The organism is Bacillus sp. YBsi01 (assembly GCF_038406745.1).
In the GTDB taxonomy this organism is placed as follows: domain Bacteria; phylum Bacillota; class Bacilli; order Bacillales; family Bacillaceae; genus Bacillus; species Bacillus siamensis.
Genome location: NZ_CP151679.1, coordinates 1,318,151 through 1,331,982 on the forward strand (window position 1 = coordinate 1,318,151; position 13,832 = coordinate 1,331,982).

Here is a 13,832-nt window from a genome sequence, read left to right on the forward strand (position 1 = left end):
GTTTCTCTCATGCTCCCTTTCAGTGACTAGTATACACCTTCAATATCTCCGTGCATAGAAGAAAGACAATGATTTTTCCATTATTTCGCTAAAAAAAACGGCCGCTGAAAACAGCGGCCGCTTCATATCTTTTTTATGAAAAATGTTTCTGGATGGTCTCTACAGCATTGCCGTCCATGATGAGTTTTCCGTATTCATGGAGCCGGTAAATCGTGATCGTCGCCGGATGCCCGTATTCGGCCAGCACCGCGACAACGCCTTCGGCAGAACGGGAGCCGAGGTCTTCAAGACTTACATAGTACTGGTTCTCATAGTGGTAGACGGTTCCGCCGGTAATCCCGATGCGATGAAGGCTCCCGGCAAGCTGAATGATATCTTCAAACGAATGGAACTGATAAATAATATCCGGGCTTTCGTCAAGTTTGACCTGCATCTCGATATAATCATCGTCATATTCGTCATCTTCTGCGTCCGCGTCATGATTTTTCGTTACAATCACAACCATGCCTTGTGCCTGAAGAGAATATACTTCCACCGCGATCGGACCATTCGCTTCAAAGCCGAGCTCTGTATTTGCTTCATTCATCATATCTTTAAATAACTGGTGGACTTTAAACGAGTCCTTCCAGAGGTCTTCTTTTGTCAATCCCCGATCAGTGAGATCGTCGAGGGTTAAAAAGATTTTAATCTTATTATAGTTCAGACGCTCAAGCCGCATAATGTTCCCTCCTGCCTCTTCTTGCACACAAATCATATAACACAGTATATGAATAAATGAGTCATAGGTTCTTAATTTGTTATCAGTTTACACCGTGTACAGCGGGAAGACAAGCAGAATGCCGTTTTTTATCGGAACGGCCGGGTTTGTTTCAGGAAAACGGCTCATCAGGTCCGCACAGTGTAATCATATGCGTCTCCGGTTTCGCTCCGAGCCTCAGCGGAACTTTTGTCGTGCCGTAGCCGTTGCTGATCAGGTAATGCGCTTTCTTTACCGTTCCCGTCCCGCCCAGCTCATACGGCCCGAACCGGCCGAAACGGATTTGGCCGCCGTGCGTATGGCCGCTGAACACAGCATCAATTCCGTCAGACTCATTCATCTGCTCATGGATTTCCGGGTTATGGCAAAGCAGGAGATTTACTTCGTTTGCATCCGTATGTCTGACCGCAGATTCGTAATCATCCATCATCATCCGGATATCATCCACGCCGCAGATCGTAACGGTTTCCCCTTTATAAGCAAACTGAACCGATTCATTTCTCAGCGGAATCACTTTATATGCCCTTAAAAGAGAGAGCAATTTTTGCTGGCTGACCTCGTAATCATTATTTCCCCACACATAAATGACAGGCGCAAGAGCCGTCAGACGCTTGATGTTTTCTTCAATTCTGGCGTAAGGAACTCCGCCCTCCGCCAAATCACCGCCGAGCAAAACGGCATCCGGCTTATAAACCGATGCTTCCCAGAGAAGCTTTTCATCAATTAAACGGCGGTGCACGTCAGATATAAAGAAGATGGTGAGCGGCTTCATCCCTTTCATTTTATCAAGCTTAAATGTATGTGTTTTCAGATGGCTGCCGTTTGCCGTTTTGTACATGACGGCCGCCATAACTGCAGCCGCTCCCGCCAATGAGCCGAGAATTCCCGCTGTAAGCTTCATAAATGCACTCTCCATTCTGTCATTGTCTTACATTAGACGGACAAACAAAAAAAGACGTTTCTATCCTTTCCGGAAAACGCCTCTTTTTATTTGCTTTCAAAATAAAGATTGATATCATACCGATGTTTCATCAAGTGAAAAACGGATTCTCTCGCCCGCCATTTTTCCGGCTGAGGCCATAAATCCGTGCTTTTTTGGATAATTTCACATCTCAGTTTATGAAATTCACCCTCAGCTTTTTCTTCCTTTTTTTTAAAATAATAAGAAGTGCAATACGCAAAAGCGGAAGCCATAATCCAGCACAAATAAACCGTATGGCCTAATATTTCCTGCAGAATCAGCTGCGGAGAAGCTTGAGGGGCATTAAAGCTTTTAAACATCAGCAGTACGCACATCAGGGAAAAGCAAACGAGGGACGCCCACTGCCATCTTCGGCATTGCGCGGCATAATTTTCGTATTTTAATTTCCTTTTCACCAGTGCCTGAAGCATTTGTTTTGTCGGTCCGTCAGCAAATCGGTCTAATTGCTTCCATAAAGAATCCATGCGCTTCACACCTTGTCCGTTTTCATTGGTACACTATATGAAAGCCGCGGTGAAAATATGTATTTATTCGGACAGCGGAATGTTCAGAACCTGGCCGGTATACACGTCGTTTCCGTTTAACCCGTTGTAGCTGCGGATTTTTTCTTCGCCCGCCCGGCTTTTATAATATTTCATTGAAATGCGGTAAAGCGTTTCTTTCGGCTGTACAGTATGCTGGACGGTTCGCACTTTTTGCCGGACGGTTCCGGCTTGATCACTGCCGGCAGCCGGAACCGCTTTTTCACGGACAGCCGGCGGAGACTGCTGTTTGGCCTCTGCGTATTCGGTTTCTGTCGGCTTCACCACCTGTTTTTCTGAAGCCGTTTCCGTTTTTTTCGGTGTTTTTTCAATCGGTTTTTCTTTCGTTTTTTCAGATGCGGCCGTTTCTTTTTTTTCTTTGGCCTCAGACTTTTTTTCCGGCTCTTTTAAAAGAGCGGTTTCGGATGTTTCTTTCTGAACGTCCGCTTTCGGAGTAACGGCAGGCGCGCTTTCACTGTGATCTATGAAGACATCTTCATAATCCTTCGGGTCAAATCTGCTGCTGTTCGTCATATACAGAAGACCGAAAAAGACACCGATTGTCACAATAATAAACAGAACGGTCAGGAAAGTGAACAGCGGTGTTTTTGTTTTGGTTTTTTCCTTCACCTGCTCTTCCTTTTTTTTACGCTCCTCTTTTACAGACTGTCTTGTCGGGAGGCTGTCTTCAAGATATTCAATTTGTTCATCCGCGGCCGCGGCAACCTGCTGCTCGGCACGCAGCTGAGCTTTTCTTCTTTCAACTCTTGACATTTCCGTCATGCAAACCCCTCCTCACATATTGAAAACGGATTTGACAGGCAAATACCGCATCAATAATAAAATGCGCTGTAACCGGAACGAATAAATTGCCGGTCCATTCATAAATAAGTCCCAGCAAAAGACTGATGCCCGCAACCATAATAAACAGAAGCCACTTCGCCAAGTATCTGAAATGAAGCACGGTGAAAATCAAGCTGGCGGCCCATAAACCGATATGTGTCTGCAGGACGCCTCTGAATAAAATCTCTTCGCTGAACGAAATGAGAAGCGTCAAAAACAAAATGTGCAAAACCGGCCTGTTCTTAAAAAGCAGTGTATTAATACCGCCGTCATCATATAAATGCGAAGGACACCATTTCATCACCGCCAGATCGGCAAAAATGACAAGGACGGCAAGAGTTACACCGTACCATATGATTTTATCGTCACGTATATGCCAAAGCTTTAAAAAATCGTGAACATCAGTGAAAAAGAAAAAGCCGATAACGGCTGAAGCCGCCAATATGAGCAATTGGGTAACATAAAGCTGTATGACAATCTCACGGTCTGAGAGCTGATGGATCAATTCGCTTTGCCGTCTCAGCTCAACTCACCCGCAGACTCTAAACCGAAAATCCGGCCTAATTCCATCTTCCAATCTTCAAACCGCTCCATGTTTTTCTGTTCTCCTTTTTGCTCGTACGGGGCCAGATCAATTCCGCAGCTGCTGCAGCATTGTCCTGTTTGATCTTCAGGCTCATACGATTCATCAAAGTAAGCCAACAGCGCTTTTCTTATACATTCTTTCCGCTCCAATAACGCCGAAAAGCGGTTCATTTTATGCAGCTTCTTTTCCACACGGTATGTCAGTTCTTCCTGCAGCTGCTCTTTTGTGGTCTTTCCCTGCAGATACAGGTGGATGGCCGTTCGCGCCTGCGTTTCCTGAACGCCCTTACTTATAAGAACGTCCCGAAGCTTTCGCTCATCGCTCGTACCGGCGTCCCGGATGATGGCCAGAATGCCTTCCAGATCATAATCAGACAAGCTTTCTGTCTGAATAATCTGCTGCTGAAGCTCTGTATCGCCAGGCGCTCTCAGCAAAATACTGACACTCGGGCTGCCGTCGCGTCCCGCTCTGCCGATTTCCTGCATAAAGGCCTCAGCCGTTTGTGGAGGATAAAAGTGAATAACAAAGCGGATATCAGACTTGTCCACACCCATGCCGAACGCATTGGTGCAGCAAATGCAATCAAGCTGGTTATGGATAAATTGCTGCTGGATTAAAATTCTGTCGCCTGTGTCCATCCCTCCATGATAATAATCCGTCCGCTTTCCCGTTTTTTCGTTCAGCTCAGCCGCAAGCTCTTCCGCCCACTTTCTGGTCGGACAATACACGATGCCCGGGCCTTCAAGCTTTTTGACGAGATCCGTGATCCTGCTTATTTTTTCGGCATTATCAGCCAAATGTTCAACCGTCAAAAGAATATTCGGCCGGTTGACAGAATATAGATGGCGCACTGCATGCTCAAGTCCGAGCACGTCCGTCACATCACTGAGCGTTTCTTTTGTCGCTGTTGCGGTCAGCGCCAATACAGGCGGCTTGCCGAGTGCTTGCCTGAAGGGCCCGAGCTTTGAATAATCAGGCCTGAAATCATGCCCCCATTCTGATATGCAATGAGCCTCATCAATGACAAACAAACTGACCGGGACGTTTTTCAAACGGTTCAGCACATAAGGTGACGAGAGAGCTTCAGGGGACATATAAAGAAATTTGTACCTGCTGATGTTGCTGAGAATAAAATGCCGCTCGGCAGCATTCAGCATGCTGTTTAATGCCGCAACCCGTTTTTCTCCTTTCGCTTTCAGCTGCTGCACCTGATCTTCCATTAATGAAAGGAGCGGCGAAATAATCAGCACGAGCCCGTCCATTATGTAACCCGGAAGCTGATAGCATAATGATTTTCCCCCGCCGGTCGGAAGCATGGCGATCGTATCCTTTTTCTGGAGCACACTAGTCATAATCTCTTCCTGCCCTTTTTTAAACGAACGCAAACCAAAGTGCCGGTACAAAGCTTTATGGAGCTCAGTCATGCTGTTTCACCGTCTTTGCCAGCGCCAGCCTGATCTGAAAATAGCTGAAGCGCATCTGCATTCCTTCGCGAATCCGTTTAATTTTATTCGTTTGATGCTGTTTTGCAAATGCCGTTATCATACGCTGGTCCTCTTCAGAAATGTACTGTTCTATAAAAAATGCAGGCTGATGCAGTGATATTTCTACAATATGATCTTCGATGGTGGCGGTTTTTAAATTTCTGACCGCAGCGATTCTTTCAATCGGAAACCCTTTTTCCAAAAGCTCCAAGGTTTTTCTGGCAGACTGTGTCAGCGCGCTTTCCGCCCGCAAATCGGACAGCAGCTCGCCTAGAGCCGGATGTGCACATTGCGGAAGGGATTGAATAACATAATGTACCGCTCCCCAAAACTGGACGGACACATACCATTCGTCTTCGTTCAGCTGAGAAGCGAGCTGCTTATTCGTTTTGCCGATTCTGTCGAAAGATGTTAAAGAATAGACAAAAATAAGGGCCTGCCGTTCACTTACGCCTTGCAGAAGCTGAAACAGCGCGTCATGCATTTGAACAGAGAGCTCTTTGGCGTCTCTGTTTTTGCGCATGAACCGTTTGACCCATCTCAGCGCCTGCACATCGTTTGTAACCGGGATATATTGACTGCATTGGCGCTCTTTGTTTGACAGGACTTGAATGAGCAGGGAAAGCCGCTTCCACAAGGTAACGGCCGGCGTTTGATAATTCGCGCCGTGACAATGCTTCGGCCAAGGCCGCTCGGCAAATGCCCGTTCGAGCTTTTGAACGCCGCGTGCAGTCACTTTACACGTTCCCTCTTCTTTTCCGGCTGTAATGTATGAGTCCCCGGCGAGTTTATGCATAGAATCCGCAATGTCGCCGCGTTCACACTGAGAAGCCATGCCGAAATATTTAGCAATCTGAAACAAGCCGGCATCCTGAATGGTTTGAGACGACTTTTTTCCTTTTAATAAATGAAACACAGCACTCGGAGTCCGTTCGCCGTCTATTTTGTCCAGACAGTCGAGAACCACGGTATCAAAGTAGTTTATCGCCAATCTAAACACACCTACATTTCTTCTGTGACAAGTTTCGTTTTTTGGTTCTTTTTATTTTAACAGATTTTCATATAAATTTGACGTTTAAAGTCATCTTTTGGGGGGAAGTGCTAAAGAGAATCCCTTATGTGATAAGCATTCTCAATCATTTTTCTGTTGAAATTTGACACTAACATCATTACAATAAGTAAGAGGAATAGGTGTTATATTTAAAAAATATATAAGGTAAACCATTTGTTCCAACACGAACAATCTGGGAGGTTTTTTTTCATGGCAAAGTACACAATCGTAGATAAAGATACGTGTATTGCATGCGGCGCCTGCGGAGCTGCGGCACCAGACATTTATGATTATGATGATGAAGGCATTGCATTCGTTACACTTGACGAAAATAAAGGTGTCGTCGAAGTTCCGGAAGTGCTGGAAGAAGATATGATTGACGCATTTGAAGGATGCCCTACTGATTCAATCAAAGTTGCGGATGAGCCGTTCGAAGGCGACCCGCTGAAATACGAATAAAAAAGCCCTCCCCGTGAGAGGAGCTTTTAGTTCTTGAATAAGACTCCGGCTGTTATCGGCCGGAGTCTTATTTTTTTGCGTGATCAAACAATCAAAAAAGCGCCCGGCCTGTGTTTTACAGAGCGGGCGCTTTGAAGCGGCTATTGTGTCTGGATGCTGCGTTTTTGTTCAATCCAAGGTTTAAGCTTCGTAAAGATGAACGTAAAGACGATGGTGATGATAACGCCTTTTACAATGTTAAACGGCAGAATTCCTGCCACAACCGCCGTTTTTAATTGGCTGTTTGACAACGCCGGTGAATGTAAAAACCAAGTATAAGCGGGCAGGATGAGAATATAGTTCAAAATACTCATCAGCACGGTCATCGCTGCGGTTCCGGCCAGCAGGCTCACCGCAAGTCCTTTAGCAGATTTGAGCTTTTTAAACATAAACGCCGTCGGCAGAATAAACAGCGTCCCCGCGATAAAATTGGCTGCCTGCCCTACAGGCACGCCGGCCATGCTTCCTTGAATGATATACTGCAGAATATTTTTAATCGCTTCAACCGCAATCCCCGCCGCAGGCCCGTAAACCAAAATGGCAATAATTGCAGGAACGTCACTGAAATCAATTTTCAAGTAATCCGGCAGACCCGGAAACGGGAAATTTAGCAGCATAAGCACAAACGCAATGCTGCTAAGCATACTGATGACAACTAATTTTTTTACTTTCACAATGCTCTCTCCTTTTCGATCAAATCTCTCGAAAAGAGGAAAGGTTCTTTTGCACCTCAATAAAAAAACCGCTTTTATTAAAAAGCGGGAGCTTACTAAGGCTTGGCAAAGAAACGTTTGATATAAGCATCAAAACGTCTGCTGAACCTCCATCTTCTCCCATCCAGACTATACTGTCGGCTCCGGAATCTCACCGGATCCTGCCGCCGAAGCAGCTCGCGGGCTTAGAGCATGACGCTCATCACCGCCGGTAGGGAATTTCACCCTGCCCCGAAGATTGATCTTATGAATTTATTCACATTATATATGATCAAATTGTAATTGTATAGAGAACTGCTCAATTTTATATAAAATATTGATAAAGCCCATTTTAACTGAATTATCGGCTTCCTTTTCTCCTTTACTGCGTCAATACACATTGACACTCAATTAAGAATATGATAAATTATCAGATATTTAGTCAGCTAAACTAGGAGGAAATCTAACAATGTTTCGAGTTTTGGTCTCAGATAAGATGAGCAATGACGGCTTAAAGCCGCTGATGGAATCAGACTTTATAGAAATTGTTCAAAAAAACGTCGCGGATGCAGAAGATGAATTACATACCTTTGATGCCCTGTTAGTCCGCAGTGCCACAAAAGTAACCGAAGAATTGTTTAAAAAGATGACTTCTTTAAAAATCGTCGGCAGAGCCGGTGTCGGCGTAGACAACATCGACATTGACGAGGCCACAAAACATGGAGTTATCGTGATAAATGCGCCGAACGGAAACACCATTTCAACGGCAGAGCATACATTCGCGATGATTTCTTCATTAATGAGACACATTCCCCAAGCTAATATTTCAGTCAAATCAAGGGAATGGAACCGGACGGCTTTTGTCGGAGCGGAACTTTACGGAAAGACTTTAGGTATTATCGGTCTGGGCCGGATCGGAAGCGAAATCGCCCAGCGCGCCAGAGCATTCGGTATGACTGTCCATGTATTCGATCCGTTCTTAACCGAGGAGAGAGCCGGCAAAATCGGCGTGAACAGCCGGACATTCGAAGAAGTGCTTGAAAGCGCGGATATCATTACCGTTCACACGCCTTTAACAAAGGAAACAAAAGGTCTGCTTAACAGAGAAACCATTGCCAAAACAAAAAAAGGCGTCCGCCTGGTCAACTGTGCAAGAGGCGGAATTATTGATGAAGCTGCGCTTTTGGAAGCGCTGGAAAGCGGGCATGTCGCAGGCGCTGCGCTTGATGTGTTTGAAGTGGAGCCTCCTGTTGAGTCAAAACTCCCAGATCATCCGTTAGTGATCGCCACACCTCACTTAGGCGCATCAACGAAAGAAGCACAGCTGAATGTCGCGGCGCAGGTTTCTGAAGAAGTGCTGCAGTTTGCTAAAGGTCTGCCTGTCATGTCGGCGATCAATCTGCCTGCGATGACGAAGGATGAATTCAAAAAAATTCAGCCTTATCACCAAATTGCCGATAAAATCGGAAGTCTCGTGTCACAATGTATGAAGGAACCCGTCAAGGATGTTGCCATTCAATATGAAGGCACCATCGCGAAACTTGAAACATCATTTATTACAAAAAGCCTGCTGTCCGGCTTTTTAAAACCGCGTGTAGACTCAACTGTCAATGAAGTGAACGCCGGCGGTGTAGCAAAAGAACGCGGAATCAGCTTCAGCGAAAAGATTTCCTCCAATGAAACAGGATATGATAACTGCATCAGCGTAAAAGTGACCGGAGACCGGAGCACCTTTACGTTAACAGCTACGTATATCCCTCACTTCGGTGAACGAATCGTTGAACTGAACGGCTTTAATATTGACTTAAATCCTGCCGGCCACCTCGTTTATATCCAGCATCAGGATACGACCGGTGTAATCGGACGCGTCGGACGCATCCTCGGCGATAACGATATCAATATCGCTACCATGCAGGTAGGCCGTAAAGAAAAAGGCGGAGAAGCCATTATGATGCTTTCTTTTGATAAACATTTAGATGACAAAGTCGTCGATGAGCTGACTTCCATTCAGGATATTGTCTCAGTTAAATTGATTGACCTTCCGTAACAAACAAAAAACCCAAAACATATGAATGTTTTGGGTTTTTTACATTTAATGGTTTGGAAGCGGATTAGGCGCGGCAGGCACAGCGATCGGTTTTGTCACATCATAATTGCCGATTTTCTTTGTATGTGCATGTGTGAACAGCACCTCAGAATAACCGAATTCCTTCGCAGTTAACAGAAGCCCTTCAATCATTAAAATGCCTTCCAACGAATCTTCAATTTTATGTTTTTCGGACAATTGGATCCGCAGCTGCTCGCCGTATTCCCTTTCCGATACCGATGCAATCGCATCTGCTTCTATAACGCTCGCGGTCTGTGAGTCCCCGTCTGTTGTTTTCATCCCGTCAATGGCCTGATAAACTGAATAATAGGTTTGTTCAGACGGGATGAGATACTCTTGTCCCAGACTGTCGCGGTAAGAAAAATACGCCCGGTTGGCCTGCTTATGTACGGACATCTCAGCCGAAAGGCCGGAAGCTTTAAAAAAATCCTGACCGTCTCCGTTTTGAATCTTTGTCAATTTTATCCGCTCGTAAGGACTCCAGGTCAAAGTCTCTTCCAGCATCTTTTTCAATAAATCCGCTTCGGCAGCTGATTCGATTGAAAGCCGTCCGTTTACCTGCACAAGCAAATCTTTCTTAACCGCGGTTACTTGCACACCGTCCAAAAGCTGAGGAACAGAAAGGAAAGATTCGGGCACTTCTAAGTTTTCTGCATCAGAGAATGCCTCTGAAACCGATTCGTCAGGCTTCTTTTTTTCAAAACTGACCGGAATGACGGCGGATGTATCTGAATCGGCAAACGCCAAAGTAATGTAATTGTTTTTGTTTTCGTTAGAAACGACAAAAGTCTTCTGATCCGGCTTAACAGCAGCTGACTGACTGGCTTTTTCAGCTTGACCGCTGTCAGCTGTAAGATCATTTTTTGTCATCAGGTGAGGAGATATAATAAGAGCGATGCACAATGCGCAGATGCCGGCGGCGGCGGGGCCAACCCAGCTTCGGGCCGGTTTTTTCCTGTACTGTCTACCCGTTTCAACATTCCGGTAAATGGCCTCTGGTGAACGATGATCTCTAACCGCCGGAAGTTGTCTTAACAACTCCTCTACCCTTTCTTCGTTCCAATATGACTTCATCATCCATTAGCTCCTCCCTCAAAAGCTCCATCTGTTTCCGAAGTATTTTGAGCCCTCTGTGTTGGGTCGTTTTGACTTTGCTTTCCGAGAAGCCAAGAGCGGCGGCTGTTTCCTGAATGGAATATCCCTGAATAAATCTCAGGATAATAACAGCTCTTTGATCTATAGTGCAATGATCAAGCGCGGTATAAATTTCCCGGACATTTTCATGCTGTACGGCGAGTTCGTCCGGAAGCAAATGCTGATCTCTGACATCTTGTGTATCCCAATCAAACGTACCCATAATACGCTGTCTGATCGTCTGCTGCTTGCGGAACCAGTCAATCGCCACATGGCGCGCGATGGACAACAGCCATGTTTTTTCACTGCTTCTTCCTTCAAAAGTATGATAAGAATTTAAGACGCGGATATACACTTCCTGCGCCAGATCCTCAGCCTGTGTCTTATCTTTCACCATATAAAATAAAAATTGGTATAAATCTTGATGGTATGAATCATATAATATCTGAAAGGTTTCTTCCATGGGAAGCCCCTCCGTTCACTTTTTTGTCGTAAAAATGCGTTGAAAAGTTACATTACAACTATATTACGAGAAACTGGAATTTGGAAGGGAATTTATATTAACATATTCTTAAATTTTTTAAAGAAGAAATAAACAAAAACACCCGCATGTTCTGCGGGTGTTTCGTATGGAACAAGATTGTTCGTCAATTTCAGACGCCATCCTGCACTTTTGTCGGAATATAAAATGTAAATGTCGTTCCTTTGTCAATGCTGCTGTGCACCGCAATTGAGCCGCCGTGGGCTTCCACAATATTTTTTACGATGGCAAGTCCTAGTCCGGTTCCTGCCCTGCCCCTTGTTCTCGCCTTGTCCGCTTTATAAAAACGTTCAAAAATAAAAGGCAGGTCCTCTTCAGGTATTCCCGAGCCGGAATCTTTAATATCGATTTTCAAACCGTCTTTCACGGTCTGAACCGCGATATGAACGTTTCCGCCTGACTCTGTGTGACGCAGCGCATTATCTATAAGGTTGGTAAACACCTGCTCCATTTTGTCTTCGTCAAAAACACACTCCGGCTGAGACACGGCAATGTCTTCTGTAAGCGAAACCTCTTTTTCTTTCGCTACACCGGAGAATTTCCGGGAGATCTTCTCCAGAAATTCATGCAGATTCACCGTCTCATAATGCAGGCCCGTATGTCCGGATTCCATTCTGGCCAAATCCAGCAAATCATTGACGAGCCGGCCCATGCGAAGGGATTCATCATAAATGATCTGCGCGATTTCTTTTTTCTCCTCTTCGGTGCTTGCAATGTCGTCCACTATTGCTTCGCTGTATCCCTGCAACATAGAAATCGGGGTTCTGAGTTCATGACTGACATTGGCAATGAAATCTTCACGCAGCTTATCAAGCCTGCGCTCTTCGGTCATATCACGGAGCACGGCTACGGCGCCGCGGACGTGTGATTCCGCATAAAGAGGCGACATTAATAAAACCCATGACCTTCCTTGAAGCGTCATCTCAATCATTTGCTCTTTTTCTGTGCTCACGGCATTTTGGAAAAGCTCTTTCGCCTCAGGCGGAAGATTATCGCCTTCTTTAATATTCATATTCTGCTCATAATACCAGGCCTGCAGAAAGCGTTCAGCCGGCGGGTTAGTCACCAAAATGGTGCCGTCGATATTAATGGTGATAACTCCGTCTGCCATACTGCTTAAAATATTGGACAGCTGTTCTTTTTCCTGATTCAGCGCGTTGATATGAAAATTGAGCTGCCGGCCCATCTGATTAAAGGCGATGGCAAGCTCCCCGATTTCATCTTGAGTAAGAATCGGAATCTTTGTATCAAACTTTCCTTTCGCCAAATCCTGGGCGCCTTCCCGCATTTTCCGAAGCGGGTACGTCACCCTGCTGGACAAGAAGAAGGCGAAAAACGTTGTTAATACGATGGCGATGCCCGCCGCAAGAAAAATATAGCGTGTCGTATGTTTCGTCGTATCTTTGACGGCAAGCAGCGACTGAGATAAAAAGACCATGCCTTTTTTGCCGTCTTTTTCATAAGGCACTCCGACGATCAGCCGTTCGTTATCCGAACCGGCATTGTTGGGCACCGCGCGTTTGCTTACTTTTTTGCGGTCTGTCAGCGCCTTGTGCAGATCCCGGTCGTGTTTGATCTGTTCCAATGTAATAGAGGATAAATGATTATCGTCATTGGGCGAATACCAGACATGCTTATCATCCTGAATGATCGCGATGCTCGTTAAATTGTCGGCCAGCTCCCACGTGATGGATCTGGCAAGCGGCTGGTCTTCATGATTTTCTATAATGACCGCAATTTTATCGGCAAGCTGCGTTAAATCTTTTTCCGCTTCTTCTACGTGGTAATTTTCTATAAACTCCAGAAGCAGCACCGTTAAAATAAATAAAACAATTAATACGAGTGAAAGAATGGTAAACCAAAGCTTTCCTACTACGCTTTTCCAAAACTTCATTCAGCGCCTACCTCAAATTTGTATCCGACTCCCCAGACGGTGACAATTTTTTTCGCCGCTCCCGGGGATACTTTGTTTAATTTTTCACGGAGCCGTTTGACATGAGTGTCAACCGTTCTGAGATCACCGAAGAATTCATACTGCCACACTTCTTTTAAAAGTTTTTCTCTGTCATACACTTTGTCCGGTGTTTTTGCCAGGAAGTACAGCAATTCATATTCCTTCGGCGTCAGGCTCACCTCTGTGCCGTCTGCGGTCACTCTGTGAGCATCGTGATCGATAGAAAGATGTGAAAAGACAAGAACATTTTTTGTCGGCGTATTGGCTGACAGATAGGATGTTTGGGAAGCTCTTCTTAAGAGCGCCTTTACCCGGAGCACCACTTCTCTCGGGCTGAAAGGCTTCACAATATAATCGTCCGTGCCAGCTTCAAACCCCTGGACGCGGTTGGCTTCTTCCCCTTTTGCCGTCAGCATGATAATCGGCGTCGCTTTTTTTTCTCTGAGCTGCCGGCATACTTCTATTCCGTCCGTTCCCGGCATCATTAAATCCAAAAGCACCAGATCATAATCTGATGCCAGCCCCATTTTAATGGCCTCATCACCGTTTTCCGCTTCTTCAATCACATAGTTTTCCCGTTCAAGGTACATTCTTAAAAGGCGTCGAATTCTGGCTTCATCATCTACTACTAATATTTTAGTTTCATTTGTTTGATCCATCGTTTTCCCCCTGCTTTCCTTCT

At 45.4% G+C, this 13,832-nt stretch carries 14 protein-coding genes and 1 riboswitch; of the genes, 2 read left to right on the top strand and 12 right to left on the bottom strand.

The window, feature by feature from the left end:
- Window positions 1-133 precede the first annotated feature (133 nt).
- The 7 genes from AADZ70_RS06585 to AADZ70_RS06615 all read right to left on the bottom strand — a co-directional run bounded on the left by AADZ70_RS06585 (window position 134) and on the right by AADZ70_RS06615 (window position 6,164).
- On the bottom strand, window positions 134-718 hold the full coding sequence (locus tag AADZ70_RS06585; RefSeq protein WP_016939122.1) for a genetic competence negative regulator: 585 nt from the start codon (window positions 716-718) through the stop codon (window positions 134-136).
- A 151-nt stretch (window positions 719-869) separates the two neighbouring features.
- Complete coding sequence (locus AADZ70_RS06590; protein ID WP_342007898.1) at window positions 870-1,658, bottom strand: metallophosphoesterase; 789 nt, start codon at window positions 1,656-1,658, stop codon at window positions 870-872.
- Between the two features lie 86 nt (window positions 1,659-1,744).
- A complete protein-coding gene (locus tag AADZ70_RS06595) occupies window positions 1,745-2,203 on the bottom strand; it encodes a YpbF family protein (protein WP_327815358.1) in 459 nt (152 codons plus the stop codon).
- 63 nt (window positions 2,204-2,266) lie between these two features.
- Entirely contained in the window at window positions 2,267-3,043 is a 777-nt protein-coding gene (locus tag AADZ70_RS06600) for a LysM peptidoglycan-binding domain-containing protein (RefSeq protein ID WP_016939125.1), read from the bottom strand.
- Window positions 3,021-3,608, bottom strand: a complete 588-nt coding sequence (locus AADZ70_RS06605; protein WP_047475711.1) for a CPBP family intramembrane glutamic endopeptidase — start codon at window positions 3,606-3,608, stop codon at window positions 3,021-3,023. Before AADZ70_RS06605 ends, AADZ70_RS06600 begins: the two co-directional genes overlap by 23 nt.
- 14 nt (window positions 3,609-3,622) lie before the next feature.
- Entirely contained in the window at window positions 3,623-5,113 is a 1,491-nt protein-coding gene (locus AADZ70_RS06610) for an ATP-dependent DNA helicase RecQ (RefSeq protein ID WP_342007899.1), read from the bottom strand.
- Entirely contained in the window at window positions 5,106-6,164 is a 1,059-nt protein-coding gene (locus AADZ70_RS06615) for a helix-turn-helix domain-containing protein (protein ID WP_064779062.1), read from the bottom strand. The genes AADZ70_RS06610 and AADZ70_RS06615 overlap by 8 nt, the downstream gene beginning before the upstream one ends.
- A gap of 270 nt (window positions 6,165-6,434) precedes the next feature.
- On the opposite strand from AADZ70_RS06615, the gene AADZ70_RS06620 reads away from it, so the two are divergent.
- Window positions 6,435-6,683, top strand: coding sequence for a ferredoxin (locus tag AADZ70_RS06620; protein WP_003153403.1), 249 nt, complete (start codon window positions 6,435-6,437; stop codon window positions 6,681-6,683).
- A gap of 140 nt (window positions 6,684-6,823) precedes the next feature.
- Here AADZ70_RS06620 and AADZ70_RS06625 read toward each other — a convergent pair whose 3' ends face one another.
- On the bottom strand, window positions 6,824-7,396 hold the full coding sequence (locus AADZ70_RS06625) for an ECF transporter S component (protein WP_015240114.1): 573 nt from the start codon (window positions 7,394-7,396) through the stop codon (window positions 6,824-6,826).
- Between the two features lie 147 nt (window positions 7,397-7,543).
- Window positions 7,544-7,678, bottom strand: a riboswitch (FMN riboswitch).
- Window positions 7,679-7,883: 205 nt separating this feature from the next.
- Between AADZ70_RS06625 and serA the strand changes: the two genes are divergently transcribed.
- Entirely contained in the window at window positions 7,884-9,461 is a 1,578-nt protein-coding gene (gene serA, locus AADZ70_RS06630; RefSeq protein WP_016939129.1) for a phosphoglycerate dehydrogenase, read from the top strand.
- Between the two features lie 45 nt (window positions 9,462-9,506).
- Here the strand turns inward: serA and AADZ70_RS06635 are convergent, their stop codons facing one another.
- From AADZ70_RS06635 to resD, 4 genes are all read right to left on the bottom strand, one after another.
- On the bottom strand, window positions 9,507-10,559 hold the full coding sequence (locus AADZ70_RS06635; RefSeq protein ID WP_342008048.1) for a sugar dehydratase: 1,053 nt from the start codon (window positions 10,557-10,559) through the stop codon (window positions 9,507-9,509).
- On the bottom strand, window positions 10,534-11,118 hold the full coding sequence (sigX, locus tag AADZ70_RS06640; protein ID WP_016939131.1) for an RNA polymerase sigma factor SigX: 585 nt from the start codon (window positions 11,116-11,118) through the stop codon (window positions 10,534-10,536). Before sigX ends, AADZ70_RS06635 begins: the two co-directional genes overlap by 26 nt.
- Before the next feature lie 190 nt (window positions 11,119-11,308).
- Window positions 11,309-13,090, bottom strand: a complete 1,782-nt coding sequence (locus AADZ70_RS06645) for an ATP-binding protein (protein WP_016939132.1) — start codon at window positions 13,088-13,090, stop codon at window positions 11,309-11,311.
- Window positions 13,087-13,809: a DNA-binding response regulator ResD gene (gene resD, locus AADZ70_RS06650; RefSeq protein ID WP_045925486.1), complete on the bottom strand. Its 723-nt coding sequence runs from the start codon at window positions 13,807-13,809 to the stop codon at window positions 13,087-13,089. The genes AADZ70_RS06645 and resD overlap by 4 nt, the downstream gene beginning before the upstream one ends.
- Window positions 13,810-13,832 lie beyond the last annotated feature (23 nt).

Bases quoted from the DNA above. Each gene is read 5' to 3' on its own strand.
- AADZ70_RS06585 (WP_016939122.1), bottom strand. From the start codon at position 718: ATGCGGCTTGAGCGTCTGAACTATAATAAGATTAAAATCTTTTTAACC.
- AADZ70_RS06590 (WP_342007898.1), bottom strand. From the start codon at position 1,658: ATGAAGCTTACAGCGGGAATTCTCGGCTCATTGGCGGGAGCGGCTGCA.
- AADZ70_RS06595 (WP_327815358.1), bottom strand. From the start codon at position 2,203: ATGGATTCTTTATGGAAGCAATTAGACCGATTTGCTGACGGACCGACA.
- AADZ70_RS06600 (WP_016939125.1), bottom strand. From the start codon at position 3,043: ATGACGGAAATGTCAAGAGTTGAAAGAAGAAAAGCTCAGCTGCGTGCC.
- AADZ70_RS06610 (WP_342007899.1), bottom strand. From the start codon at position 5,113: ATGACTGAGCTCCATAAAGCTTTGTACCGGCACTTTGGTTTGCGTTCG.
- AADZ70_RS06620 (WP_003153403.1), top strand. From the start codon at position 6,435: ATGGCAAAGTACACAATCGTAGATAAAGATACGTGTATTGCATGCGGC.
- serA (WP_016939129.1), top strand. From the start codon at position 7,884: ATGTTTCGAGTTTTGGTCTCAGATAAGATGAGCAATGACGGCTTAAAG.
- sigX (WP_016939131.1), bottom strand. From the start codon at position 11,118: ATGGAAGAAACCTTTCAGATATTATATGATTCATACCATCAAGATTTA.
- AADZ70_RS06645 (WP_016939132.1), bottom strand. From the start codon at position 13,090: ATGAAGTTTTGGAAAAGCGTAGTAGGAAAGCTTTGGTTTACCATTCTT.
- resD (WP_045925486.1), bottom strand. From the start codon at position 13,809: ATGGATCAAACAAATGAAACTAAAATATTAGTAGTAGATGATGAAGCC.